Genomic DNA, 25,586 nt, shown 5'->3' on the forward strand with positions numbered 1-25,586 from the left:
ACGTTAACATCCCCCGACGTCCACAGCCCACGTGTGCAGCATAAATGACATTTGGCCGGTGCGGTATTTTTGTCACCAAAACCCATCAACTTCATTAATGATATGAATATAAGCGAACGAAGCGTCCGGCTGATCGCCAAACTCGATCAAACACGCAAAAGCCGCCCCCGGCAGGACCGGCGGCGGCTCATGACTTCATCAGAAGCGGTTTATTGCGCCGAAATGTGGGCTTCAGCGACGATTTTGGCGTTGATGGCCGCGTCCTCGCGCATGAGCTTGGCCAGATCCTCCGGCGAACCGGTCTTAATCTCGAAGGTCTGGGCCGCCAGGCTCGCCTCGACCTTCGGCTCGCGCAGGATTTTGGCGATTTCCTTGTTCAGGCGCTGCACCCGCTCCGGCGGCGTGCCGCCCGTGGTCAAGACCGCGAACCAGGAGGTCACCGGCGGCATGTTCTTGACGCCGGCTTCCGCCAGGGTCGGGGTCGCGGGCAGGAATTTGGTCCGCGACGCATCCGTCAGCGCGATGGGAACGAGCTGTTTGGTTTCGAAAAATGGCAAAACCGCATTCAAGGGCGCCATCATCACCAGTATCTGCCCGGAGACGAGATCGGTGACCGCCGGCTGCGTGCCGCGATAGGGCACGTGAACCAGATTGAGGCCGGTGGCGCGCGCCAGCAGTTCGCCGGCAAGATGCGGCGGCGAGGCGATGCCCGGCGAATTATAGCTGGCGCCGTCCTTCAAGGTTTTCACCTTGGCGGCGAAAGAGGCGTAGTCGGTTGCGGCGAAAGAGGGATGAACCGTCAGGACCGTGGGCGTTTCGCCCAGTTTGATGACCGGCGCCAGGTCCTTGAACACGTCGAAGGGCATGTCCTTGCGCATGGCCGGTAGCGTGACCAGCGTGTTGGAGGCGATCAGCAGGTTGCGGCCGTCCTTGGAAGCCTTGGCGACGAAATCGGCGCCGATCGCGCCGGAGGCGCCCGGTCGATTTTCGACGACAATGCTCTCGCCCAGCACCGGGCCCAGATCATTGGCGACGGCGCGGGCCAGAACGTCGAGCGTACCGCCGGCCGGGAAAGGCACGACGAAACGCATTTGCGCGCTTTCCTGAGCCAGAACGACAGGTGCGGCCATGGACGCGGCCGACGCCAGCAAAAATCCCCGTACCAGCGCGCGGCATGCCACGGTCCAGCGGTTTCTCATCTCCATATCCCCTTCGTTCTCGACCTTCGTGTTCTTGGCCTTCATGCTTTCCGCTTTGGCGTTCTTGGCCTTGGCAGATTGGGCTCGCCAGCCTCTTTAGATGTTGTATAACTAACATATGCCGGAAGCATTGATGTTGGAAAGCTAATTATTTTCGCAATTGATGCCTGCCTTAAGGGCATATGTGATCGAATTCGGGCTTGCATCGCCACCTAGATCCATTATAGATTTAGATTAGCTATCCAACATTTCGATCGATAGCCAGATCGCGGCGCGTCCCTTCAAGAAGAGGTATCTCCGTCATGACCGGATATGTTCGACGCCCTCTTCGCGCCGCCACGACGCGTCCACGCCTGCCGACACCCCCCACGCCGTCCCTCGATACGGCATCGAAAGCCGGCCTCATTCGTCAGAAAAGCGCTGCACCGGAAGCGGATTCGCTGCTGCCAACCAAGGCGGAGACACGGCCGGCCACCGTGCCGCCATTCATGGTCGAACAATCCGCCGCAAGCCTCGGCCCCCTCACGCGCCATCTGCGGCGCATCGCCTTCGACACCTATGAGGCCCTGGCCGGCAATCTCGGCATCAGCCCGGTGGGCAGCCTGCTGTTGCGCATTCTCGCCACCGGCCCTTGCGACAGCGACAAGCTGCGCGAGCTGGCGGCGCTCGACACGGTCAGTTTCGCCAAGGAGATCGGCCTGCTGCAACGCTCGGGCCTCACCGCCATCACCGCGCCGTCTGCCGACCGGCGGCGGCGCATCTATGCATTGACCAAGGATGGCCGCGCCGTACTCACGCGCGTGCGCCGCGTCATCGCTACGGTCGAACGCTCGTTCCTGGCCGGACTCAGCGAGCGCGAAAAGCCGCTCTTCACCCGCATCTTCACCAAACTGGTGCTGGCCCATTCCGCCAACGGCACGATCCGGCAGAATCCGGCCGTCATGGATCTGCTCGATGGCAAGCTCGATCCCGTGGCGCTGCTGCGTCGCGCGCGACAGATTTCCGTCGATCTGTTCACGCTCGAATGCGGCACGCTCAACATCACGCCGATCGAATCCGGCGCGCTCAATCTGATCGGCGCGTTCGAAACGATCGCGACCAAGGACCTACCGAAACTGCTCGACGTCAATCGCGGTTCGGCCTTCGCCGTCGTCGCCAAACTGCTGGCCATGGACTTCCTGTCGCCGGAGGATCACGCGCAACGGCGGCTGGCGCTCACGCCTTCAGGCAAGACCTTCCAGAAGGATCTCGCGATCCGCGTGCGGCGCGTCAACACACGCATGCTCAGCGTTCTCACGCGCAACGAGCAGACCCATCTGATCCGCCTGATGCAGAGCATTTATCAACACAGCAAATCCGCATGACGCGGCGATGAAACAGCAGAAAAGACGTTAGGAGAAATACATATGAGTGGAACCGCCCATCTTCCCCAGATCGCCAAGATCGCCTCCCGTGGCGTCGGCGCCAGCTATGAAACGATCACCGCCACGCCTTCGAGCCCGCATATCGGCGCCGAGATCACAGACATCGATCTCACCCAGCCGCTCAGCAACAAGCAGGTGGAAGAACTGCACGACGCTTTCGCCCGCTATCAGGTGATTTTCTTCCGCGATCAGCGCATCAGCTTCGAGGATCAGATCCGCCTGGCCGGCTATTTCGGTCCGCTCGGCAAACATGTCGGCGCCTCGACGATCAGCAAGAAGACCGACAACGATCTGGTGCGCAAGTTCCACTACGACGAAACCTCGAAGCAGATTTCCGGCGAGAATTTTCACTCGGATCAATCCTGCGCCGTGGTGCCGCCGCTGGGCAGCATGCTCTACAATCATACGGTACCGCCGGACGGCGGCGGCGACACCATGTTCGCCAGCATGTATGCGGCCTATGAAGCGCTGTCACCGCAGATGAAGGTCTATCTCAAGGGCCTCACCGCCACCCACGATGGCACGCGCGTCTTCGGCCCCGGCACGCCGGTCACCGTCCATCCAGTGATCATCCGTCATCCGGTGACGGGCCGTGAAGTGATCTACGTCAACACCGACTTCACGTCGCATATCAACGAATTGCCGCGTCTCGAGGGCGACCGGATCCTGCAGTTCCTGGTCGATCACTGCAACAAGCCAGAATGGACCTGCCGCTTCCGCTGGCGGCCGCATTCGATCGCCTTCTGGGACAATCGCTGCACCCACCACAAGGCGATCTGGGACTATTGGCCGAACGTGCGCTCGGGATTCCGCGTGCAGATCGAAGGCACCGCGCCGCCGGTTGCCGCCTGAGCCGCAAGCGTTGGCGGGCGCGTTGCACGCAAAATATTGCGGCGCAACGCGCCTTAACCATGAGCAGATACCTGTCAAGCGGAATCTCTGTGGAATCTATGTCGCAATGCAGGATTTATCGCCTCCATCGCAGCATTTATCCGTCAATCACGAGAGGTCCCCAGTTGCACAAATCAAGCGATCGACGTAGCTAGAAGCCGTGCCTTTATTCCATTTATTCCCACTATGGAGGGAAACTGTGCAAATGCGTTTTAAAGCTGCGATCGCCGGCATCCTGTTCGCGATCCCCCTCGCTGGTTGCCAGACGACGCAGGAATCCGCTGCCAGCGCGCAGATGACCTGCGACGCCCAGGGCCTGCGCCCCGGCAGCGAGCGTTATCGCCGCTGCGTCGCCGCGACCTATCAGACCAACCGCGCGCAGTCGCAGGACGCCGCCAATGCCGCGACCGCGGCCGTGGCCGCTGGCGTGATCGGTGGCGCGGTGCTCGGCGCCGCTGCGAGCCGTCCGTACGGTTACCGCTGCGGCTACTACGGCTGCTGGTAGTCAGAACAATTTGGAGGGCGGGCCCGCCCGCCCTCCGCTTCTTTGCTGCATACATCGGTCGCCCCCGACCGCTTTGCCTGAACGACGCACCGCGCGTTGATTGAAGACAGGCATCAGGCTCAGGCCATTTCCCATATTTGATGGCATAGCCGCGACGCGACACGCGTAGCCCTATCGCATTCGTGGTTTGCGCTCTCCCGGCGCATCCGCCAGACTCGGCGCGAAAAATGGGATGATGCCAACATGAATGATTCGCCTCCGCGCAATGGCTCGCACTCCACGCTTCTCGCCGTCGAGGACACCGACTTTCTGCTTCGCGACGAACTGCGCGCCATCCGCTTCGCACTCGAATACAGCAAGGCCGAATTGTCCCTGCGTGACTGGGGCATTCGCTCGACCATCATCGTCTTCGGCAGCGCGCGCATTCCCTCGCCCGAACAGGCTGCGGCCATGGCCGAGAAAGCGCAGAGCAACGTCGAGAAACAGCTCGCCGAGATCATGCAGCGGCGCGCCGAATTTTACCGGATCGCCCGCGAATTCGCCGCTATCGCCTCCGAGCGCGGTGGCGCGCTCGCGCCGCGCAATCGCTGGCGCGACAATGTCATCGCCACGGGCGGTGGTCCGGGCATCATGGAAGCCGCCAATCGCGGCGCCGTCGATGCCGGCGCGCCGACGGTGGGGTTCAACATCACCCTGCCGCATGAGCAGATGCCCAATCCCTACATCACGCCGGAACTCAGTTTCCGCTTCCACTATTTCGCGATGCGCAAGATGCATCTGGCGATGCGGGCCAATGCGCTCGCGGTCTTTCCCGGCGGCTTCGGCACGTTGGACGAATTGTTCGAGGTGCTGACCTTGCAGCAGACCCGGAAGGCACCGCATGCGCCCATCGTGCTGTTTGGCGAAAGCTATTGGCGCAAAATCATCAATTTCGACGCGCTGATCGAGGAAGGCATGATCGCGCCGGAAGATCTGAAACTGATCGAATTCGCCGAGACCGCCGAGGACGGATGGGCTTCGCTCGTGCGGCGCGGCCTGCATATTCCCGGCGTCGATCATCCCAATTGAGGGTGGGTGATGGGCATGCGAACGGACACGGCTTCAAAGGTTATCCACGCCGCGCCGCATGCCCTCTATCAGGCGTTCGTGACCGCCGACGCCTTGAAGACATGGCTGCCGCCCCAAGGCATGAGCTGCGAAATCCAAACGTTCGAGCCGCGTGCCGGCGGCGCCTATCGCATGGTTCTGCGCTATGAGAGCCTGGGCCATGCAACGCCCGGCAAGACATCCGAGAATACCGATGTGGTGCAAGGGCGATTTCTCGAACTGATCCCCGACAGGAAGATCGTTTGGCAAGCCGAGTTTGCATCCGACGATCCAGTCTTTGCCGGCACCATGACCATGACGTGGCGCTTCGACGCCGTGCCCGAAGGGACGCACGTGACCATTCTCTGCGAGAACGTGCCAGATGGCATCCGGCGCGAAGATCACGACGAAGGGCTGAGATCGACACTCGAAAATCTCGCACGCTTCGTCGAATAGAGCGTCACCGCTTCGGCACGCCAACCGCCTCGGGCCAGGCGCCATTGTCGCAGAGTTCAAACACCAAAGCCTGAATCTCCTGCATGACCTGCTGCTTCAACGATTCGCTCTTGGCGGAACGGTCGGCGATGAGAAACAGATCGGCGAAAACAGGCGGATTGTCGATGACGCGGCGGCTGAGTTCGCCCTGCATGACCTCATCGTCGACGGAGGCATGCGACAGGATGGTATAGCCCTGGCCCTGGCGCACCATGGCCTTGGTGAGCGCCACGCTATCGACCTCGGTGCGCATGACCAGGCGCACGCCAAGCCGCGCAGCGGCTTCTTCGAGAACGCGGCGATTGTTGTGCGGCAGGCTCGGCATGATCAACGGCAGGCCAGCGATGTCGCGCAAACGGATCGGCTCGTTCACCGCCGTCACCGCACGCGCATCGGGCGGCCCGACGAGGACGGCGCGCTCACGCAGCAGCGGCACATTCTCCAAGCCATCGATGGGCGTCGCATTATAGGCGAGACCGAGATCGATCCGCTTCTCGATCACCCATTCGTGGATGAGCGAACTGACGCCGTCGCGCAGATGCAAAGTGACATGGGGATGCGCCTGCGCCATCCGCTGCGCCAAGCGTGGCCCGATGCGCAAAGCGGCAGCCGGCGGCATGCCGATGGAAATCTTGCCGCGCAGCGCCGGCCGATCCTGGTTCGCCTCGTGCTTGATCAGACCCATGAGGTGCTCGATCTCCTCGGCGCGCTGCAACACGGCCGCGCCGACCGGCGTCAACCGCACGCCCCGACCATGGCGGACGAGCAGCTCCTGCCCCAGCTCCTCCTCGATTTCGCGGATGCGCCGGCTCAGGGCGGGCTGGGCGATGCGCAATTCCTCGGCGGCGCGGGTGAAGCTGCCGAGCCGCGCCGTAACGGCGAAATAGCGCAATTTCCGGGAATCCATCGCTCCTGCCCATCCAGCATGAAAGCCTAGAAGATATGCCAAAACGGCATGATATAGCATCGCAAGACGGTTTTTGTCCTCTCCGGCCCGGGCTGAGAAAGTCGCGCGCGAGCCGGCGCCCAAGCCTGGCTCTGGGGAGGGGAACGTCATGCATTTTTTGGTTCGCGGTCTGGTGCTCGCCGCCTGGGCGGGCGGCGCAACGGTCGCTTCGGCGCAAACATTTCCGAACAAGCCCGTTCGCTTCATCGCGCCCTTCGCGGCCGGCGGTCCGGCCGACACGATCGCCCGCGTGGTCGCGGAAAAGATGCAGGCCAATATCGGGCAGCCGGTGGTGATCGATAATCGGGCCGGTGCCGGGGGCGCGGTCGGCACGCGCGCCGTCGCCCAGGCCGACCCGGACGGCTATACGATCGGCATCAGCACAGCGGGGGCGCTCGCCATCAGCGTCAGCATGCAGGAGGCGATCGGCTATGACCCGCGCAAGGATCTGCGGGCGCTGACCTTGGCCGCCAGCGTGCCGGAGCTGCTGGTGGTCGGCACCGCGGTGCCGACCAAGACGCTGCCCGAGCTGATCGCGCTGGCCAAGGCCAAACCCAATACACTCAACTTCGCTTCTTCCGGCCCCGGCAGCATGCCGCATCTCGCCGGCGAACTGTTGAAGCAATACGGCAAGATCGAAATGACCCATGTGCCCTATCGTGGCGCGGCACCGGCGGTGAACGATCTGCTCAGCGGCCAGGTCGATCTGATGTTCATGGATATCGCCGTGCTGCTGCCGCATGTGCAGGCCGGCACGATGCGGGCGGTGGCGATCGGCAGCGCGAAACGCTCGCCGAGCTTGCCTGATCTGCCGACGACGGCGGAACTCGGCCTGCCGCAAGTGGTCGCCGACAATTGGTATGGCATCGTCGCGCCGCCGGCGACGCCGCAGCCGATCGTCGACCGCCTGCACGCCATTCTCGTCGAAGCGCTCAATGCGCCCGAGACGAAGGAGAAGCTCGGGCTGCAAGGCGCCATCGTCGTCGCCAACAAGCCGGACGAATTCGCCGCCTATATCCGCAGCGAAATCGACAAATGGGCCGAGGTGGTGAAAACAGCCGGCGTGAAAGCCAATTGATATGAGCGTTCAGGAAAGACAGGGGCAGCAAACACGCGGGCGACTTACCGGCAAGGTCGCGTTCATCACCGGAGCGGGCTGCGTCGGTTCCGGCTGGGGCAATGGCCGGGCGGCCGCCGTGCTGTTCGCCCGCGAAGGCGCTGCGGTGTTCGCGCTCGATCTCAAGGCCGAGACGATGGTCGAGACCGTGGCGCGCGTGGAAGATGAAGGCGGCACGATCGCCACGCATCTCTGCGATGCCACCGACAGCACGCAGATCGAAGCGGCGGTGCAGGCTTGCCGCGAACGCTTCGGCACGATCGACATCCTGGTCAACAATATCGGCGGCTCGGCGCCCGGCGGCGCCGTGGCGCTGAGCGAAGAACGCTGGCGCGCGCAGCTTGATTTCAACCTGACCAGCGTCTTCCTCACTTGCAAACATGTGATCCCGCTGATGGAAGCGGCCGGCGGCGGCGCCATCGTCAACACGGCCTCGACGTCAGGCCTGCGTTGGACCGGCTCGGCGCAGGTGGCCTATGCCTCGACGAAAGCCGCCATCATCCAGTTCTCCCGGGTGACGGCGGTGGAATATGCGCCCAAGCGCATCCGCGTGAACACGGTGGTGCCCGGCCAGATGCACACGCCAATGGTCGAGACGCGCTTGGCGAAACAGCGCACCGGCGGCGACATAGAGACATTGCTGGCGGCACGCCAAGCGCGCATTCCCCTCGGCTTCATGGGCGACGGACGCGACACGGCCTATGCCGCCCTCTTCCTCGCCAGCGATGAAGCACGCTTCATCACCGGCACTGAAATCATTGTCGATGGCGGCATGACCGCCCGTTGCGATTGAAGGACCTGTTGTGACTCTGATTGCCGATGGCCCGCCGCCGCTTCTCCATCCCCGCAAGCCCAATATCGCCCTTCCCGCTCAGGCCTGCGACAGCCATTGCCATATCTTCGGGCCGTTCGCGCGCTTCGCTTTGCCAGAGACGCGCAGCTTCACGCCCAATGAAGCGCCGGAGAGTGCGTTGCGGCAGTTGCACGATCATCTCGGCTTTTCGCGCGCGGTCATCGTGCAGAGCCAGGGGCACGGCTTCGATCACAGAGCGGTGCTGCAAGCCCTGCGCGACGGCGCCGGGCGCTATCGCGGCGTGGCGCTGATCCGCCGCACCGACAGCGACGAGACATTAGCCCAGTATGATGCGGCCGGCTTTTGCGGCGTGCGCTTCAGCTTCCTTGCCCATCTTGGCGGCGCACCGGATTTGGCTGCGGTGCGCGAGGTGATCGCCCGCGTCAAACCCTTCGGCTGGCATATCGCCATCCATGTCGCCGGGCATGACATCGTCCAATATGCGCCTTTCATCGGCGAAATCGACGCCACCGTGGTGATCGACCATATGGGGCGCCCGCCCCTGGCCGAAGGGCCGGAAGGGCCAGCGATTCAGGCGCTGCGCAAGCTCCTCGATCGCGGTCATGTCTGGGTGAAGATCAGCGGCGCCGATCGCCTGTCGATCAAGGGACCGCCCTATCGCGATGCCCTTGCGATCCCGGCATGCCTGGTGCGCCATGCACCCGAGCGCGTCGTCTGGGGCAGCGACTGGCCGCATGTCAATCTGCATGGGCCTATGCCTGACGATGGCGATCTCGTCGACCTTTTGGGCGAGATCGCGCCGGACGAGAAAACCCGTCAGCGCATTCTCGTCGACAATCCGACGAAGCTGTTCGGCTTCGCGTGAGCCTATTGAACCGGCAGATGCGCCTCCTGCACCACTTTGGCCGATTCCACGCGGTCCTGAGTTAGGAAAGCTTCGAACTCGGCCGTGCTGCCATTGGCAGGCTGCAAGCCGCGATCGAACAGATGGCGCTTGCGGAAGGCCGGATCGTTCATGATCTCGTTCACGGCCGCATTGATCTGCGCGACCAGCGCATCGGGTAACTGGCCCGGCCCGACAAGGCCGAGATAATTGCGCACCAAAGCGCCTTTGTAGCCGGCCTCGATCATGGTCGGAACATCGGGATATTGCGGCAGACGTTGCGGCGTATCGATGACGAGCGGATAGATCTGTCCGTCATCGATCAGGCTGGAAAAATTAGCAGCGCCCGTAAACACGAAATGGATCGACCCGCTCATCAGATTGCTCAGCGCGTCGCTGCCGCCGCGAAACGGCACGCCGACGATATCGAGCCCATATTGGCGGTTGAAATATTCCATGAACAGACGGCTCGGCGGCGCCGGCGCCATATAGGCCAGGGTTTTGGGCCGTTGCCGCGCGGCGGCGGCGACGTCTTCAAGGGTGCGCGCCTTCAGGCTCGACGTCACAACCAGCATTTGCGGATTGAAGAACAGATTGACGATCGGCTTCAGGCCGTTGCGGATGTCGAAGCCGAGATCGCGAAACAGAAACTCCGGATAGACGAGATTGTCGCCGGAGAGCGAGCAGAGTGTATAACCATCCGGCGCCGCATCGGCGCAGGCCCGCGCGGCTGTGATGAAATTGCCGCCCGGCCGGGGCTCGATGACGATAGCCTGGCCCCATTTGCGGGTGAGTTCCTCGCCAAGCGCACGCACGAAAATATCGAACGTTCCACCGACGCCGACACCGGAGATGAGGCGGATCGGCTTGTTCGGATAGGTCTGTGCGAGAACTGGCGATATAACGCCGGTCGCGACCAGAGCGAACAAAGCGATCCGTCCGAAAGCGTTTATCGTTTTGACAACAGACATGGTCCCTCCCCGACCGGCCTCTTCTTCTCAACGCGGCAAAACGGCGTTTCGTTATGCGGGCTCCGACTGTTTGGCGTGCAGCTTGGCGAGTTCGGCCTCGCTCAACTTCAAGAGTTTGGCCGCATTGCGCCAGAAAACCTTCTCTTCCTGGTCTTGCGGCAGATGCATGTCCTTGACCATCTGAATGGCGCGCGGCTTCAGCACCGTCAGCGGGGGCGCATCGCTGCCATAGATGAAATGATCGGGCCCCACCGTGTCGAGAACCATGCGCGCCGCCGGCATGTGATAGGTCACCGAGTCGAAATACATTTTCTTCAAATAATATCCCGGTTCGTGCTTGATCTTCATGGGCGCATAGGAGCCGAGGAAATAGGCCTCGTCCTGCAGCTCGTAAGCATAGTTCATGCGGCCGATGACCTCGCAGATGCCGCCGCCACCATGCGAGCCGACAAGTTTCAGGCGCGGGAAGTCCTCCAGAATGCCGCGCACGATCAGCCTGGAGATAGCGAGGCAGAGATCGGCCGGGCGGCCGATGCTGGAAGCCAGCCGATATTCGCCGACGAATTCCTCGCCGATGCCGGCATGCGGCGGATGGATGAAGACGGGCACGTCGAGATCTTCAGCCAGCTCCCAGAACGGCCGCGCCGCATCATTGTCGGGATAGATACCCTTGTGATTGGAGTGGATGAAAAAGCCGCGCAGACCAAGCTGGCGAATGGCGCGTTCGGCTTCTTTGACCATCGCCGGACCGGCGGCGGGCAGGATCGTGGCAAAGCCCAGCACTTCGCCGGCATGTTTGGCTTGCAGCTCGGCTGCGTAATCGGACCAGCGCTGGACGGCTTTCAATTCATCCGCATCGCTCTTGTAGCGAATGTAATGCGCGGCATTGCTGATCACGCTGAGCGCCACGCCGGAGCGGCGATGCGCGTCCATGACATTGTCGATTGTCATCGGGCAGCGGCCATCCCACGCCGGTCCAAGATTCTTGCCTTCCCAGGCGCGGCTGTCGGCGGCGGCTTCTTCGGGCGGATAAACGTGGGTGTGCCACTCGATGATCATCGGCGTTTCCTCTTCAGATGGCGCGATGAAGCACGTCCTCCGGCTATCCGCCAAATACAGATTTTTTGCCCCTCCATAGCAAAATGATATGGTGGCCAGAATGAACCTGACGCAGCTCAGATATTTCGTCGCCATCGCGCGCAATCGCAGCTTCAGTCGGGCCGCGGTGGAGCTGCACGTGGCGCAGCCGGCGCTGACGCGCCACATCCGCCTGCTGGAAGACGAGCTCGACGGCACGCTTTTCGTGCGCCACCAGAAAGGCGTCGAACTGACCGAATTCGGCAAGCTGCTGCTGGAGCGGGCCGAATTGCAGATCCGCAGTTTCGATCAGATGCAGGAAGACATTCAGGCGCGCTCGCTGATCCCTTCGGGACGGCTGCGCATCGGCTGCCCGCCGGCTTTGACGGGCCGCCTCCTCTCGGACCCGGTGCGCTCCTTCTTGAAACTCTATCCCAGGATCAGCATCGAGGTGCGAGAGGGCATCAGCGATCAATTGGCACGCGACGTGTTTACCGACACACTCGATATCGCCATCGCCAGCCTGATCAGCGCACCGGCGCATCTGCTGGCGGAGCGCCTTTTCAAAGAGGAAATCTGGATTTTCACCTCGCAGAACGCCTATCTGCCGAGCCGTATCACGCCAAAATTTCTGTCGTCGGTGCCGCTGCTCGCCGCACGGCGCAGCAATGTCATCCGCGATCTGCTTGATGGCTATGCCTCGCAGGCCGGTATCGCGCTGACGCCGGTCGTCGAGACCGATTCGACGCAGTTGAACGAAGATCTGATCGAGGCCGGCATCGGCTATGCCATCGCGCCGAAATTCAGCCTGATCGGCAAGACCCATCGGCTGCAATTGAAAGGCCGGCCTATTCCCGGCCTCTTCGTCAATCGCTGCCTCATCCGTCGCAAGGACCGGCCGGAAAGCCGCGCTGCGCGCGAATTTTCAACCCTGGTGAAAACCACGGTGAAGGAAGCGCCGTGGACGGAGACGGTATAGCAATTAGCGTCAAAGCGCTCCGAAGCCGCCATCAACGGGTAGAACGACGCCGGTGATCGCCGCCGCATCCTTCGAACACAGAAAGGCCGCGGCATGCGCGATCTCCTGCGGCGCGATCACCTGGCCCAGGGGCGCCGCCTTGCCGACCGTATCGCTGCCACCCTGGCGCTGGCGCAGTTCGGTACCGGCGCCCTTCATGGGAACGGCCATGAAGCCCGGCGCGATGCAATTGACCCGGATGCCCTTGGGTCCATAGGCGACAGCAAAAGTGCGGGTCAGCGATTCAACGCCCGCCTTGCTCGCCTGATAGGCATAGGCATTCTTGGCGCGGCCCATGAACGCCGTGACGCTGCTGATGAGGAGCACTGAGGTATCGCGCCCCAAATGCGAGCCCGCCAGATCGCAGAGATAGGCGACGCCGTTCAGATTGATATCGAGGACCTTGGCGACCGCGGCCGGATCGGCGGCGCCGGCCGGCGTTTCCATGAGAATGCCATGGGCGGCGATGACGCAGCGCAGCGTGCCAAGCGTCTCCGCATGGGCAAACAAGGCCTTCAAGCTTGCCGGATCGGTGACATCGCATGCGAAGAAGGACTGGCCGGCCGCCACCGGCTTGGCGTCAAGATCGGCCGCCACCACATGCAAGCCGCGCGACTGCAATGCGGCGGCAATCGCCGCGCCGATGGCGCCTGTCCCGCCGGTTACAACGGCGACATCCGCCTTGGCCTGCGTCATGAAGTTTCCTCCGTAGCCTTTTCATGAAGATCGAAAGCGAGACCCGTACGGGCATCGCCCGTGATCTTGGCGCGGAACAATTCGATGGTGCCGGGCCAATGGGTGAAGACGGCGCCATCGCCGCCGGCGCGATACCAGGACGAACAATTGCCCAGCACCAGCACGCTGTCGCTCGCCCGCCGTTGAATGTCCCGATTGTAGGCGTCGTATGTCGCGTCCGACACTTCGACGGTGCGGGCGCCGCTCTTGGCCATGGAGCCGATGGCGTCGACGATCAAAGTGACCTGACCTTCGATGAAGTCCGTCGCCGAGGCGCCGCTGACATTCGGCCCGTTGATGAGAAAGAGATTGGGGAAGCCTTTGACGAGGGTGCCGTAATAGGCTTGCGGCAGTTCGCGCCAGAACGCTTCGAGTGTACGGCCGCCGCGCCCGGCAATCTCAAGCCCGCCCAGCATATGCGCCGTGTCGAAACCTGTCGCCCAGATGATGGCATCGACCAGATAAGCGTTGCCTTCCATGTCGACAATGCTGTCCTCGGTGAGGGCGGAGACGCCGCTGCCAATAACTTCGACATTCGGGCGGCGCAGCGCCGGATAGTAATCGTTGCTGAACAGCGGCCGTTTACAGCCGAAGCGATAGTTGGGCGTGAGGATGTCGCGCAGGCTGGGATCGTGGATTTCCTTGTCGAAATGCTTGCGCCATTCGCCTTCCTGCTGGGCGAGCAATGCGCTGTTCATGGGAAAGCGCGCTTCGGCTATTTTCTCGAACAGGTGGAACCATTCCTCGCGGCGCTCGTTCTGACGCGCGGCGAATTCCGGGCTTTCGCGATCCGCTTCAGCAAAGAACAGGTCGGGCCGCGGCAACACATAAGACGGCGTGCGCACGAAGATATAGGCTTTCTCAGCGTGCCCGGCGGCATAGGGCGTCACCTGGATCGCCGTGGCGCCACCGCCGACAACGGCAACGGATTTGCCTTCCAGGCTTATCTTGTCCGACCATGCGGTCGTGTGCAGCATTTCGCCTTTGAACAGATCCTTGCCCGGCACGTTGGGCACGACGGGCCGCGACAGAAGCCCGCCGGCCCAGACTACGAAGCGGCTGGTATAGGCGCGGCCGTCCTTGGTCTCGATGGCCCAGAGGGCCTTGTCGTCATCCCAGATGGCGCAGGCGACCTCGGTGCGGAATTCGATCGATGGGCGCACGTCGTAATGATCGGCGAATTCGTTGAGATAGGCCCAGATCTCGTTACCGGGCGCGAAATTCGTCGACCAGTTGCGGCCGAGAAAGAAGGAAATGGCGTAAAGATCGATCGGCGTGTCGCAGGCCACGTTGGGATAGCGATTGGCGCGCCAGACGCCGCCGAGATCGTCGGCGCGCTCGAACACGACGATGCGATCGATACCGGCCTGTTTCAGCTTCGCGGCGGTGATGAGGCCGCCAAGGCCGGCGCCGATAATCGCCACATCATAGCTGCGTGATGCATCGGGCTTGCTTGCAGTATTCATGGCTCTGCCCCTGTCGCTCAAAGCACCGGATCGGTCGGACGGCGGCTGGTGCCATGCACCATCTGCTGCCGCAGCTCATGGCCATCGAGATAGGCAACCTCGCCCTTGATGAGACCGTCCTCGAAATAGATCCACACCGTCATCGGCAGGCACAATGTCTTGCCTGACGTCGGCATGCCGAAGAACGTGCCCGTCGGCGTGCCATAGAAATAGCCGTTGCCCACCATGAGATCGTCCGACACCACCCAGCGGTGCGGAAAGAAACCTTGCCCCTGAAAGGTCGTCAGGCGCACACGATAGAACTCGCGCATGGCTTCGTAGCCACGCACTTCGAGGCCCGTCGCATACATGATCTGAAACGGATCGTTGCGCGTCATGGTCTCCATCGTGGCATCGAGATCCCCCGACCATTCGGCGCTGGTGTGGGCGAGCATCATCTGCCAATTGTGCCGCGCCGCAGCACCACCCGCCCAATGGATCTCCTCCGAATAGTCGAAGGGCGCGGCGCGTTCGGCGATCTGCGACGCATCGAGGCTGAGCATGTTTCTCTCCCTTTATCCCGCCAACGCCTTGAGCCGTGCGGCGGGATGCCTGACTGTGCCGGCTGGCCGATAGCGTTGCAAATTTATGTTCATGTTGATTATTATTTCCGGCGTGAATATGAGGCAGACCCATGCGCAACATGAACATGCTCGACCTCAACCTGTTGCGGGTGTTCGAAGCTTTGATGCGCGAGCAGAATGTCTCGCTGGCGGCCGAGCGGCTCAACCTCACCCAACCGGCGGTTTCCAATGCCCTCAACCGCTTGCGAGCGGTGTTCGAAGACCAGCTTTTCGTGCGCACGCGCAACGGCATGGAACCGACGCCTGTGGCCTTGGCCCTCTATGACCCGATCGAACATGGGCTGGCATCGATCCGCTCGGCGCTGTCGGAAGGCCTTGTCTTCGATCCAGCGATATCGCAGCGCAATTTCACCATCATCACCACCGACGTCGGCGAACTCACCTATGTGGCGCAGCTTCTGCGCCACTTGCGACAGGAAGCGCCGCATATCGATCTCGAAGTGATGGAGGCTTCGCGCGAGGAATATGAAAAGCTGCTCGACAGCGGCAAAGCCGACTTCGCCCTCGGCCGCTTCAAGATCAGCGATTCCTTTCGCTGCGAATTGATCGGGTCCTGCATCTATGTGGCGGTGATGTGCAGCACTTATGCGCGCAAGCACGGCATCAAACAGGGCAGCACCATTCCCTACGACACTTTCCTTGATTTCGCCCATGTCGATGTGATGCCCAGAGGCGCAACGGCCAATCCGATCGCGCCGGCACTGGGCCGCGATGCCGCACGCCGCCGGATCGCGCTCACCATTCCGCATACGTCGGTGCTCTCCGGCTTGCTGCCGGACACCGAACTGGTGGCGACGGTGCCGCAACCGGCGGTGACAAGCCTGTGCCGCAGCGGCGCGCTGACCTGGGCCTATCTGTCGTTTGAAACCGAGATCACGCAATTGTTCATGGGCTGGCACAAGCGCCAGGACAGCGACAAAGGCCATATCTGGATTCGCGACAAGCTGCGAGCGATCAATGTAAATGGATAGCCGATCGTCCATGGACGATCGGCGCACGAAATCCATTGTCGCAATCCATCGCTATTGCAGGCGCCCGCGCGAAGTCTCGCGCAGCGACAGCACCGTTGCCGTGGTGAACAGAGCGATGGCGACGACATAATAAGCCGGAGCCGTGGACGAGCCCGTCTTGTCGATCAGGATCGTCGAGATGAACGGCGCGAAGCCGCCGAACACCGTCACCGCGATCGCCGAGGATATGCCGACCATGGTGGCGCGCTGTTCGGTCGGAAACAGTTCCGAAATGATGGCGGGGCCGACACCGGCGATCATCGCCGTGAAGACCGACATGACGATCTGCAAGAGAACGATGGTCTGAAACCCCGGCGCGCTGGCGATAATGCCATAGAAGGGAATGGGCAGCAGGATGAATGCCGCGGCGCCCATGCCGAACACCGGGCGGCGACCCAGCCGATCGGAGATCGCGCCGAAGACCGGGATCAGGAACACGCCGATCATGGTGCTGATCGATGTCGACCATAGCGCCTCGCGGGCGGAAAGACCGCCATAGCGCTGCGTGTAAGTGGTCATATAGACCATCACAGCGAAACTGGTGACCGACCACAAAGCCACGACGCCCACCGATTGGAAGGCGGCGAAAAGGGACGAGCCTTGGCTCGCCGCCGCTTGCGGCGCAGCGCCTTTATGGGAGTTCTTAAACTTCGGCGTCTCTTCCACATTGCGGCGCATGTAGAGCGCGACGACGGCGAGCAGACCGCCGAGCAGGAAGGGGATGCGCCAACCCCACTCTTCCATCTGCGCCGGCGTCAGAACGGAGGAAATCGTCGCCACCGTCGCCACACCCAGCAACAGGCCGCCATAGGTGCCGACCTGATGAAAGCTGGCGAACAGGCCGCGCTTGGACTCCGGCGCCCATTCGATGAGATAGGCGGCGGCGCCACCAAACTCCGCGCCCGCCGACAGGCCCTGCGCTAGACGCGCCAGCAGAATGATGGCCGGCGCAGCAAGGCCGATGGTGGCATAGGTCGGCGAAATGCCGATCAGAACGGACGCGCCCGCCATCAAGAACATCGCGAACAGCAAGACGAATCGCCGGCCCTTTACGTCAGCCATACGACCGAAGATGACCGCGCCGAGCGGGCGCGCGACGAAGCCCGCGCCGAAGGCGGCGAAGGTGGCGAGCAGAGCCGCCGTTTCATGGGTCGCGGGAAAGAAGTTCTTGGCGATATAGGCGACGAGGAAGCCATAGACGACGAAGTCATACCATTCGAGAATATTGCCGAGACTGGCGATGGCCACCGAGCGCCGTGCCTTGGATGGCACAGGCGTCGATTGATAGTGGACCGAAACCTGATCTTGAGCGCTCACCGGCGTCCCCCCTCTGTCTTCCTCGCCTGCCGGCTGTTGCCGCATGTTCGAGACGGCGCCCTGCCACGCCGTTGACAGATTGGTGCCGTCGCCGGGCACGACAGGCAAATTCAGATTTCGGATAGATCAAATCGGTGGCGTGAATTTTGGTGCCGTGTCCCTGGCCGGCATTCATGAGCGCGACGGAGCCCGCGCCCCTCCTGCGAAGCAATGACAAATGACCCTTTGGCGCGTTGACTCAGAGAATTTGATGTAACTATATAACATATCATTCTTGAGGCAGCCGGGGCAAAAATGGCTAGGGAAAAGCGGGTAGAATCAAACAAGATCAATGAAATAGGCGTGCTTTCGGCAGTCTTCGTCCAAATCTTCACCGTCGGCGATGCGGTCGCGCAGACTCGCGATGACACGGTTCTTCTCGACCCCATCACGGTGACGGGAACGGGGCCTGCCAGCGCATCGGGGCAGCCGTTCTTCGTTCAGCAGCAACGCTTCCTGCGCCGCCCCGGCGCGGAAGCCGTCGTGTCCGTCGCCGACCAAAACACCGGCAAGAAAGCCGATCTCGGCGACGTTCTGGTGCGCACGCCCGGCGTCTTCATGAGCGACAACGGCAATTTCATTTCGATCCGCGGCAGCGATATTTCGACGGATGGTTCGCGCAACGGTCGCGGCATCCGCGCTTTCATCGACGGCTTCCCGTTGGGACGGACCGAAGCAGGCTTCACCAATCCACTGATCGATCTTCTGGCCACCGACTATATCGAGCTCTATCGCGGCGGAAACAGTCTGCGTTATGGCGCGATCGCCACGGGCGGCGCGATGAACTTCGTCTCCAAGACCGGCCGCGCGGTGCCGGGACAAGCCATCGGCGTGATGGGCGGCAGTTTCGGCACGCTGCAAACCCAGTTCGAGACCGGCGGCAGCAAGGACAATCTGGATTGGTATCTGCAAGGCAATGTGTTCAAGACCGATGGCTACCGGCAGCATACGCATGAAGGAAACTACCGGTTCAGCGGCAATGTCGGCTGGCGCCCGAGCGAAGATGTGGACTCACGCACCTTCTTCGCCATGGGCCGCACAGACCGCGATCTCGCCGAACCCATTCCGCTCAGTCAATTACGCCAGAATCGGCGCATCGCGCCGGCCAATTCCTATCTCTTCAACGAGCGGCTGAATTTCACCTATCAGCGCATCGCCAATCGCACGACCATTCGGCGTGGCGACACCAACTATGAATTCGGCGCGCATTTCCTCAACACGGCGCTCGATCATCTACCATCACCTTTCGCCGGAATCATCGACTACAAATGGCAGGAAGGTGGTCTTTCCGGGCGCGTCGAACACAAGACCGATCTCGCTGGCTTGCCGACCGAGTTCGTTGGCGGCGTGCGTGTCGGCTATACGAGCGGCGCTTTCGATCGCTATCGCCACGCTAATGCCGGAACGACCAAGGCGCGGCAGATCTACGATTGGTCCTTCTCCTCCTGGCTTGTCGAAAGCTATGGCGAAGCGGCCGTCGAAGTCCTGCCGAAGGTGCGCGTGTTCACCGGCTTGCAGGGCGTGTTTACGACGCGCACGCTGCGCGACGACTATCGCGGTGGCGCGGTGGCGGCGCTCGGGCCGACGTCGCCCGGTGGCCCGCAACCGGGCCGCGTTGCCGGCCTGCTCAACTACGACCGCTCCTATCAGGCGGCCAATCCGAAGATCGGCCTCAACTGGGAATATCGGCCCGATCATTTCCTCTTCGCCAATGTCTCGCGCAGTTTCGAAGTGCCCGGCGGCGCCGATCTCAGCAATGTCCTGGAAGCGCAGGGGCGAACGGGTATCGCCCTGCCGCCGGTGCAACCGCAGTCCGCCTGGACTTGGGAGGCCGGCATTCGCGGCGGCTGGGAGCGCTTCAAATATGACATCACCGCCTATCACATGCGTCTGCGCAATGAGATCCTGACGCGTTGCGCCAGCGAGATCGCGGCCGCCTGCACGACGACGATCGCCTTCAACGCCGATCGTACCGTTCACAACGGATTGGAAATCGGGCTCAAGACGATTCCCTTCGTCGATCTGTTGCAGCCCGACGATCGCGTGTTCGCCAACCTGGTGTGGAACTTTTCCGACTTCCGCTTCGACAACGACCGGCGCTTCGGCAACAACCGGCTGCCCGTCATTCCACGGCACACGCTGTTTGGCGAAGTCGGCTATGAACATCCGCTTGGCTATTACGCTTCGGTCAACCTGCGCCATCAAAGCGCACGGCTCTCCACCTTCGACGGCTCAGGCGGACCGGCTTTTCTCATCCCCGCCTATAGCTTGCTCGGCGCCAAGATCGGCTGGCGATCGCCCGATAAAATGTGGTCCTTCTATATCGAAGGCCGCAATCTGACGAATGTTGCCTATGTGTCCGAATTCTCGGCCACGCCGAGCGTGCCGGTGACCCAACAGGGACCGGCGCTGGTGCGCAGCACGTCGCCGCAGGTGCGCCCGGGCGAAGGCCGCGCCATCTATGCCGGCATGACGGTGAGGTTCTGACATGCAACCTCTCGCCGCATGCCAGCGAATGCTGGGCTTCTGCCTGGCTGTCGTCCTCAGCGCCGTGCCCCTTTGCGCGCAGGAGAAGCCGCCCGCGCGCATCCGCGTGCTGACGGTCGATTTCGTCCTGCCCGGCAAGTTCGAACGTCTGAACGCGCTCGCCCAATCGGCGGGCCAGACATTCGATCATGCCTATGTCGAAACGGCGCCGTCCGCGCCGGCCGCCCTGATGGAGGGCGCCGATCTGGTCATTCTCGATACGCCCCGCCCGATGGACATGGCGAAACTGCAAACGCGACTGGCGGGCGAGCTGAAGACGACGCGCGTGCCATGGCTGCGCGTCGGCGGCGGGCCGCCGATCTTCGGCAACCTTGCGCCCGAACATGCGCGGGCGCTGATCACCTATTATACCAGCGGCGGCGAGGCCAATCTCAGAAACTTCTTCGCCTATGCGGCGGCCATGCTGCGGGGTGGCGACGTCTCGACGATCCCCGCGCCGCGACCGCTGCCGGCCACCGGTTTCTATCACCCGAAGGCGCCAGGTCCGTTCGCGACCGTGGACGACTATCTGCGCTGGCTCGACGACAACGGCCCGCGCAACGCGCCGCGCATCGGTATCGCCATCCATGCCGGATCGATCGCCGCCATGGAAACGAAAGTCGTCGATGCAATGGCCGAAGCGGCCACGGCGCGTGGCCTGGCGCCCATCGTCTTCTGGTTCGATGCCGCCGATCCGACGGGCCTGGAGAAAGTGCTGAAGCCAGCGCAGGCAACGGCGCTCATCATCGCTACGCATCTGCAGAACAGCCCGGCCCGCGCGGCCGAATTCGCCAGGCTCAACATGCCCGTCATGCAGGCGGTCTCCCATCGCGATGGGTCCATCGCCGACTGGCGAAGCAAGCAGCAGGGCATGGCCATGCCGCTCGTGGCTCCCTTCCTGGCCGTTCCCGAAACCTGGGGCGTCAGCGATCCGGTCGTCACCGACGCGGTCGAAAACGGCGAACCGACGCCGATCCCGGAACAGATCGATCTGCTGATGGCGAAAGCGGCGCGTCTGGCGGCGCTCAAAACACGGGCGAATGCCGACAAACGGCTCGCGCTGATGTTTTGGAACTATCCGCCCGGCGAGAAAAACCTTTCCGCCTCGAATCTCAATCTGCCGCGCAGTCTGGCGCAACTGACGGTGGCCCTGGCGGCGGCGGGCTATCGCGTGCCGGCCACGTCCGAACAGACCCTGATCGAAGCGGCGCAGAGCATGCTGGGCGCCGTCTATCATCGCGAGCGCTTGCAGGGCTTGCTGGCCAAGGATCTCGCCGAGCGCTTTTCCCTCGCGGCCTATCAAGCCTGGTTCGACCGCCTGCCGGCCGAGCGCAAGACAGAAATCACCGAGGCCTGGGGGCCCCCGGAGCGGTATGAGGGCTTGATCGAGGAGAATGGCGAGCGCTTCTTCATCATTCCGCGTTTGCGCCTCGGCCATCTCGTCATCCTGCCGCAACTGCCGCGCAGCGGCGAACCCGGCCGCGACTATCACGATGGCAAAAAGCCGCCGGGACATGGGTATCTCGCGGCCTATCGCTTCCTGCAGGACAGCAACATCGATGCCCTGATCCACTTCGGCACCCATGGGACGCAGGAATGGACACCCGGCAAGGATCGCGGCTTGGCGGCGAGCGATTATCCGATGCTCGCAGTCGGCGACATCCCCGTCTTCTATCCCTACATTCAGGACAATATCGCCGAGGCCATTCAAGCGAAGCGGCGCGGCCGCGCGGTGACGATCAGCCATCAGACGCCGCCATTCGCGCCGGCAGGCCTGTTCGACGAACTGCGGGACATGCACGCCAAGGTGCATGAATATGTGCAGCTGGACGACGGCGCCGTGCGTGAGCGGACGCAAGCCGAACTCCGCCGACTCGCCGTCGCCACCAACATGCATCGGGACATGGGCTGGAGCGAAGTGGCGATTGACAAGGATTTTCCGGCCTTTCTCTCAGCCCTGCACGATCATCTGCATGCTTTGGCCGCCCATGCCATGCCACTTGGATTGCACACGTTCGGCACGCCCGCGGCAGCGGAACACCGTCTGTCGACGGTGATGCAGCAGCTTGGCGAGCCCTTCTACAAACGGGTCGGCGCCGAGCCGGATGAATTCTTCGCGCGCGATTTCAGCACGCTGAAGGAGACAGAACCCTATAGGTTCCTGACGCGTTTCCTGCGTGATGGCAACGATCCCTCAACCATCGCGGACAACGAGCTGCGCGCCCTGATCGAACGCGCTGTCGCGCTCGACCGACATCTCGCCGAACCCGGCGAGATCGAAGCCTTGTTGCAAGGCCTGTCGGGCGGCTTCGTGCAACCCGGTGCCGGCGGCGATCCGATCCGCAATCCGGATGTGGCGAGCGGACGCAATCTCTTCGCGTTCGAAGCCGACAAAGTGCCGACGCAAGCGGCCTTCGAAGCCGGCGCCAAGGCCTATGAACAGCTTGTCGAGGCCTATCGCGCGGAACATGCGGGCGAGCGGCCCCAAAAACTCGCCTTCAGCCTGTGGGCCGGCGAGACGACCCGCCATCTCGGCATCGTCGAAAGCCAGATCCTGCATGCCTTAGGCTTGAAGCCCCTGTGGAACAGCGGCGGCAAGCTCACCAGTCTTATGATCGTGCCACGCGAACAGCTCGGCCGGGCCCGCGTCGATGTCGTTCTTCAAGTCACGAGCGTCTATCGCGATCAATTCGATGTCTTCATGCGCATGCTGTCGGGCGCCATCGATCAGCTTGCTGTTCTCGATGAGCCCGACAATGCGGTCTTCCACAACAGCCGCCGCATCGGCGACAATCTCCTGGCGCAGGGCAAAAGCGAGCCGGAAGCGAGGCGCTTGGCCGCTCTGCGCATCTTCAGCAACGAGCCCGGTGACTATGGCACGGGCCTGCCGAACATGACGCTGAAATCGACCGGCTGGGAGAATGAAAAGCCTTTGGCCGAGGCCTTTCTGGCGCGCACCCAATATGCCTATGGCGCGGCGGACTGGGGCACGACGGCAGCGGGCGTCAATCTGTTCGCCGAACAGCTCAAGGGCGTGCAAGCGGCGGTGTTGTCGCGCTCGTCCAGATTGCATGGCGTGCTGTCGACCGATCACCCGTTTGAATATCTCGGCGGCCTGTCGCTGGCGGTGCGTCATCTGGGTGGCGCCAGCCCCTCGCTCTATATCGCCGATCTGCGCCAGACGGAGAGCCGCGTCACGCCGGTGGCGCGTTTCCTATCCGATGAAATCCGCGCGCGCTATGTCAATCCGCATTGGATCGGCGGCATGCAGAAGGAAGGCTATGCCGGCACGCTGGAGTTGTTGAACGCGGTCAACAATTTCTGGGGCTGGCAGGTCACCGATCCGACGCAGGTGCGCGCCGATCAGTGGCAGGAATTCCACGAGACCTATGTGATGGACAAGCGCCGGCTGGGGCTTAACGCATGGTTCGCCGCGACCAATCCCACCGCGCAGACACAGATCATCGAGCGCATGGTCGAGGCGGTTCGCAAGGGCTATTGGGACGCCGCGCCGCAAACCCGACGCGAACTCAGCGAGCGCCTGCAGCAGCTTGCCGTGCAGCACAATGCGGCCATCAGCGAGCCGGTGACGCGGGACTATCTGGCTTCGGCAGCGTCGGGCTTTGGCACCGACGCTCCGGCATCATCCGATACCACTCCATCGACTGAGGCCGCCGCGGGCGAACAGGTTCGCGGCCAGACTCTGGAGAAAGTCTCTCCCACGGGTGGAACGCAAACCAGCTTCGTCTTCTACGCCACCCTCTTTCTCGTTTTGACCGTTCTAGCCGGCGCGCTGATGCAAACCATCGCACAGGCCAGAACCCGTTCCACGGCAGATCATCCATGAATGCGCTCGAACACAGCCTCTTTGAAGTTTCAAAACTGTTTCTGATGCCGGTCCTCGTTCTGATCGCACTCTCGCTTGTCTTTTCGCTGGCGATGCTCGGCGCATTCCTGGCCGAATCCCTGTTGCGGATGCGGGGCAGCTATCGTTCCCGTCTCGTGCATCATGCTGAGGTGAGCGGCGCGGCCAGCGCCGATCTCGAACTGTGGATCATGCGGCAGCTCGAATGGCTGCGCATCGTCGCGCGCTGCGCGCCGATGCTGGGACTGGTGGCGACGATGATTCCGATGGGGCCGGCGCTGTTGGCGCTGACGACCAACGACAGCCGTTCGATCAGCGAGAATCTCGTCGTCGCCTTCTCGGCCGTCATCCTGGCGCTCGTCAGCGCGGCGATCGCCTTCTTCGTGCTCTCGATCAGGCGGCGATGGTTTCTGCAAGAACTACGAACCATCGAACGTCAGCGAGGCAACTGATGCGTTTCCTCACCGAAGACGATTCGGACGATCCTTTGCTCTCGGTCGTCAATCTCATCGACCTGTTTCTCGTCGTCATCGCCATTCTGCTGGTCATCGTCATGACCAATCCGCTGAATCCCTTTTCAGCCAAGAAGGTGGTGGTGGTCGAAAATCCCGGCGAGGCGAACATGACCATGATCGTCAAGGATGGTCAGGAGCTGACGAAATATACGACCAGCGGCGAAATCGGCGAGGGCCGTGGCGTGCGCGCCGGCATCACCTACCGGCTGCCGGACGGACGTATGATCTACGTGCCCGAAGGCCAATAGCCTCGGCGCAGGGCACAATCAAAGATTGTTCGGCGGTTTAGTTTGGTGGAGCCAGACGGAATCGAACCGACGACCTCTTCAATGCCATTGAAGCGCTCTCCCAACTGAGCTATGGCCCCACGCCGCAAACCGGCCTACCGGCGGTTGCGAAAGACACGATCCATTGGGACGGACCGGGCGCTGGCGCCACCCTCCCGGGCGGCGCGGCGCGTGTATAGGTCAGCTTCACAAGTGTTGCAAGCCGACGACGGAGAAAATTCTCAGCTTTCTTCGTCGTTCTCGATATCGCCGTCGATCAGGCCGGAAACATCGTCGTTATCTTCCTCTTCTTCCTCGAGGAAAGTCTCGTCGTCGTCGCCGCCGCTATCGTCGTCTTCGATCTCGATATCGTCGTCCGTGCCGCCCGTAGCCTTGGCCTCGGCCGCATCGGCATCCTCCAGGGACACCAATTCGACATTGGCCGTATCCTGCTCGGCCTCGTCATCGGCCTCGACCCGGCGGGCCGGTGCGGCGCGCGTCGGCACGGCCGCCACGGCCTGGAAGACGGTGCCGCATTTCGGGCAGACGATCGGGTCGCGGTTCAGATCGAAAAACTTCGTGCCGCAGCTTTGGCACTGGCGTTTGCCGCCAAGTTCCGGTTTCGCCACTTGTCAAAACCTCTTGCAATTCTAGGGGGAACCGCCACGCCGCGGGCGGAACACCGAAATAAATTCAGGACGCTCCCGTTAGTGGGCTGTCGCGCCCCTGTCAAATGGGAAGTTAGCGGCTGGCCGGAATAATGACAGGGCCTGTTCGCACATGGTAGGAGCGCCCCGC

General features: G+C 62.4%; 23 protein-coding genes and 1 tRNA gene. 14 read left to right on the forward strand and 10 right to left on the reverse strand.

Annotated elements, in window-relative coordinates; all coding sequences use genetic code 11:
* Positions 1–209: 209 nt before the first annotated feature.
* On the reverse strand, positions 210–1,244 hold the full coding sequence (locus OIM99_RS05790; RefSeq protein WP_311849377.1) for a tripartite tricarboxylate transporter substrate-binding protein: 1,035 nt from the start codon (positions 1,242–1,244) through the stop codon (positions 210–212).
* Positions 1,245–1,501: 257 nt separating this feature from the next.
* Between OIM99_RS05790 and OIM99_RS05795 the strand changes: the two genes are divergently transcribed.
* From OIM99_RS05795 to OIM99_RS05815, 5 genes are all read left to right on the forward strand, one after another.
* Complete coding sequence (locus OIM99_RS05795; protein WP_311849378.1) at positions 1,502–2,563, forward strand: hypothetical protein; 1,062 nt, start codon at positions 1,502–1,504, stop codon at positions 2,561–2,563.
* Between the two features lie 42 nt (positions 2,564–2,605).
* Positions 2,606–3,475 (forward strand): TauD/TfdA family dioxygenase, encoded by an 870-nt coding sequence (locus OIM99_RS05800; RefSeq protein WP_311849379.1) that lies wholly within the window; start codon positions 2,606–2,608, stop codon positions 3,473–3,475.
* Between the two features lie 244 nt (positions 3,476–3,719).
* Positions 3,720–4,019 carry a hypothetical protein gene (locus OIM99_RS05805; RefSeq protein WP_311849380.1) on the forward strand — a complete coding sequence of 100 codons (300 nt, stop codon included), beginning with the start codon at positions 3,720–3,722 and terminating at the stop codon, positions 4,017–4,019.
* A 243-nt stretch (positions 4,020–4,262) separates the two neighbouring features.
* Positions 4,263–5,087, forward strand: a complete 825-nt coding sequence (locus tag OIM99_RS05810; protein ID WP_311849381.1) for a TIGR00730 family Rossman fold protein — start codon at positions 4,263–4,265, stop codon at positions 5,085–5,087.
* Between the two features lie 15 nt (positions 5,088–5,102).
* Positions 5,103–5,561: an SRPBCC family protein gene (locus OIM99_RS05815; RefSeq protein ID WP_311849382.1), complete on the forward strand. Its 459-nt coding sequence runs from the start codon at positions 5,103–5,105 to the stop codon at positions 5,559–5,561.
* A gap of 4 nt (positions 5,562–5,565) precedes the next feature.
* Here OIM99_RS05815 and OIM99_RS05820 read toward each other — a convergent pair whose 3' ends face one another.
* Complete coding sequence (locus tag OIM99_RS05820) at positions 5,566–6,507, reverse strand: LysR family transcriptional regulator (protein ID WP_311849383.1); 942 nt, start codon at positions 6,505–6,507, stop codon at positions 5,566–5,568.
* Positions 6,508–6,655: 148 nt separating this feature from the next.
* Here OIM99_RS05820 and OIM99_RS05825 point away from each other — a divergent pair, with 148 nt between their 5' ends.
* The 3 genes from OIM99_RS05825 to OIM99_RS05835 are packed head-to-tail and all read left to right on the forward strand — an operon-like array spanning position 6,656 to position 9,342.
* Positions 6,656–7,624: a tripartite tricarboxylate transporter substrate binding protein gene (locus tag OIM99_RS05825; RefSeq protein ID WP_311849384.1), complete on the forward strand. Its 969-nt coding sequence runs from the start codon at positions 6,656–6,658 to the stop codon at positions 7,622–7,624.
* 1 nt (position 7,625) lies between these two features.
* Positions 7,626–8,456: an SDR family oxidoreductase gene (locus OIM99_RS05830; protein ID WP_311849385.1), complete on the forward strand. Its 831-nt coding sequence runs from the start codon at positions 7,626–7,628 to the stop codon at positions 8,454–8,456.
* A 10-nt stretch (positions 8,457–8,466) separates the two neighbouring features.
* Positions 8,467–9,342: an amidohydrolase family protein gene (locus OIM99_RS05835; RefSeq protein ID WP_311849386.1), complete on the forward strand. Its 876-nt coding sequence runs from the start codon at positions 8,467–8,469 to the stop codon at positions 9,340–9,342.
* Between the two features lie 2 nt (positions 9,343–9,344).
* Here the strand turns inward: OIM99_RS05835 and OIM99_RS05840 are convergent, their stop codons facing one another.
* Both OIM99_RS05840 and OIM99_RS05845 read right to left on the reverse strand, forming a co-directional pair.
* The gene (locus OIM99_RS05840) at positions 9,345–10,331 is read right to left on the reverse strand and encodes a tripartite tricarboxylate transporter substrate binding protein (RefSeq protein ID WP_311849387.1); all 987 of its coding nucleotides are present in this window, start codon (positions 10,329–10,331) and stop codon (positions 9,345–9,347) included.
* A 51-nt stretch (positions 10,332–10,382) separates the two neighbouring features.
* Entirely contained in the window at positions 10,383–11,390 is a 1,008-nt protein-coding gene (locus OIM99_RS05845) for an amidohydrolase family protein (protein WP_311849388.1), read from the reverse strand.
* 100 nt (positions 11,391–11,490) lie between these two features.
* Between OIM99_RS05845 and OIM99_RS05850 the strand changes: the two genes are divergently transcribed.
* Positions 11,491–12,387 (forward strand): LysR family transcriptional regulator, encoded by an 897-nt coding sequence (locus OIM99_RS05850; protein WP_311849389.1) that lies wholly within the window; start codon positions 11,491–11,493, stop codon positions 12,385–12,387.
* 9 nt (positions 12,388–12,396) lie between these two features.
* Here OIM99_RS05850 and OIM99_RS05855 read toward each other — a convergent pair whose 3' ends face one another.
* From OIM99_RS05855 to OIM99_RS05865, 3 genes are read right to left on the reverse strand one after another with little or no spacing between them, the layout of a single operon-like run.
* On the reverse strand, positions 12,397–13,122 hold the full coding sequence (locus OIM99_RS05855) for an SDR family oxidoreductase (protein WP_311849390.1): 726 nt from the start codon (positions 13,120–13,122) through the stop codon (positions 12,397–12,399).
* A complete protein-coding gene (locus OIM99_RS05860) occupies positions 13,119–14,627 on the reverse strand; it encodes an NAD(P)/FAD-dependent oxidoreductase (protein ID WP_311849391.1) in 1,509 nt (502 codons plus the stop codon). Before OIM99_RS05860 ends, OIM99_RS05855 begins: the two co-directional genes overlap by 4 nt.
* Before the next feature lie 17 nt (positions 14,628–14,644).
* Positions 14,645–15,169: an ester cyclase gene (locus OIM99_RS05865; protein ID WP_311849392.1), complete on the reverse strand. Its 525-nt coding sequence runs from the start codon at positions 15,167–15,169 to the stop codon at positions 14,645–14,647.
* 131 nt (positions 15,170–15,300) lie between these two features.
* Between OIM99_RS05865 and OIM99_RS05870 the strand changes: the two genes are divergently transcribed.
* Complete coding sequence (locus OIM99_RS05870; RefSeq protein ID WP_311849393.1) at positions 15,301–16,221, forward strand: LysR family transcriptional regulator; 921 nt, start codon at positions 15,301–15,303, stop codon at positions 16,219–16,221.
* A gap of 51 nt (positions 16,222–16,272) precedes the next feature.
* On the opposite strand, the gene OIM99_RS05875 is transcribed toward OIM99_RS05870, so the two are convergent.
* Positions 16,273–17,577, reverse strand: coding sequence for an MFS transporter (locus tag OIM99_RS05875; RefSeq protein ID WP_311849394.1), 1,305 nt, complete (start codon positions 17,575–17,577; stop codon positions 16,273–16,275).
* A 342-nt stretch (positions 17,578–17,919) separates the two neighbouring features.
* Between OIM99_RS05875 and OIM99_RS05880 the strand changes: the two genes are divergently transcribed.
* From OIM99_RS05880 to OIM99_RS05895, 4 genes are read left to right on the forward strand one after another with little or no spacing between them, the layout of a single operon-like run.
* On the forward strand, positions 17,920–20,103 hold the full coding sequence (locus OIM99_RS05880; protein ID WP_311849395.1) for a TonB-dependent receptor domain-containing protein: 2,184 nt from the start codon (positions 17,920–17,922) through the stop codon (positions 20,101–20,103).
* A 1-nt stretch (position 20,104) separates the two neighbouring features.
* Positions 20,105–23,989: a cobaltochelatase subunit CobN gene (gene cobN / locus OIM99_RS05885; RefSeq protein ID WP_311849396.1), complete on the forward strand. Its 3,885-nt coding sequence runs from the start codon at positions 20,105–20,107 to the stop codon at positions 23,987–23,989.
* On the forward strand, positions 23,986–24,459 hold the full coding sequence (locus tag OIM99_RS05890; protein ID WP_311849397.1) for a MotA/TolQ/ExbB proton channel family protein: 474 nt from the start codon (positions 23,986–23,988) through the stop codon (positions 24,457–24,459). The genes cobN and OIM99_RS05890 overlap by 4 nt, the downstream gene beginning before the upstream one ends.
* The gene (locus OIM99_RS05895; RefSeq protein WP_311849398.1) at positions 24,459–24,770 is read left to right on the forward strand and encodes a DUF2149 domain-containing protein; all 312 of its coding nucleotides are present in this window, start codon (positions 24,459–24,461) and stop codon (positions 24,768–24,770) included. The genes OIM99_RS05890 and OIM99_RS05895 overlap by 1 nt, the downstream gene beginning before the upstream one ends.
* 43 nt (positions 24,771–24,813) lie before the next feature.
* On the opposite strand, the gene OIM99_RS05900 is transcribed toward OIM99_RS05895, so the two are convergent.
* A tRNA-Ala gene (locus tag OIM99_RS05900) sits at positions 24,814–24,889 on the reverse strand.
* A gap of 141 nt (positions 24,890–25,030) precedes the next feature.
* The gene (locus OIM99_RS05905) at positions 25,031–25,417 is read right to left on the reverse strand and encodes a TIGR02300 family protein (protein ID WP_311849399.1); all 387 of its coding nucleotides are present in this window, start codon (positions 25,415–25,417) and stop codon (positions 25,031–25,033) included.
* Positions 25,418–25,586: the final 169 nt, after the last annotated feature.

It is taken from the genome of Methylocella sp. CPCC 101449 (assembly GCF_031921685.1).
Lineage (GTDB): Bacteria > Pseudomonadota > Alphaproteobacteria > Rhizobiales > Beijerinckiaceae > Terripilifer.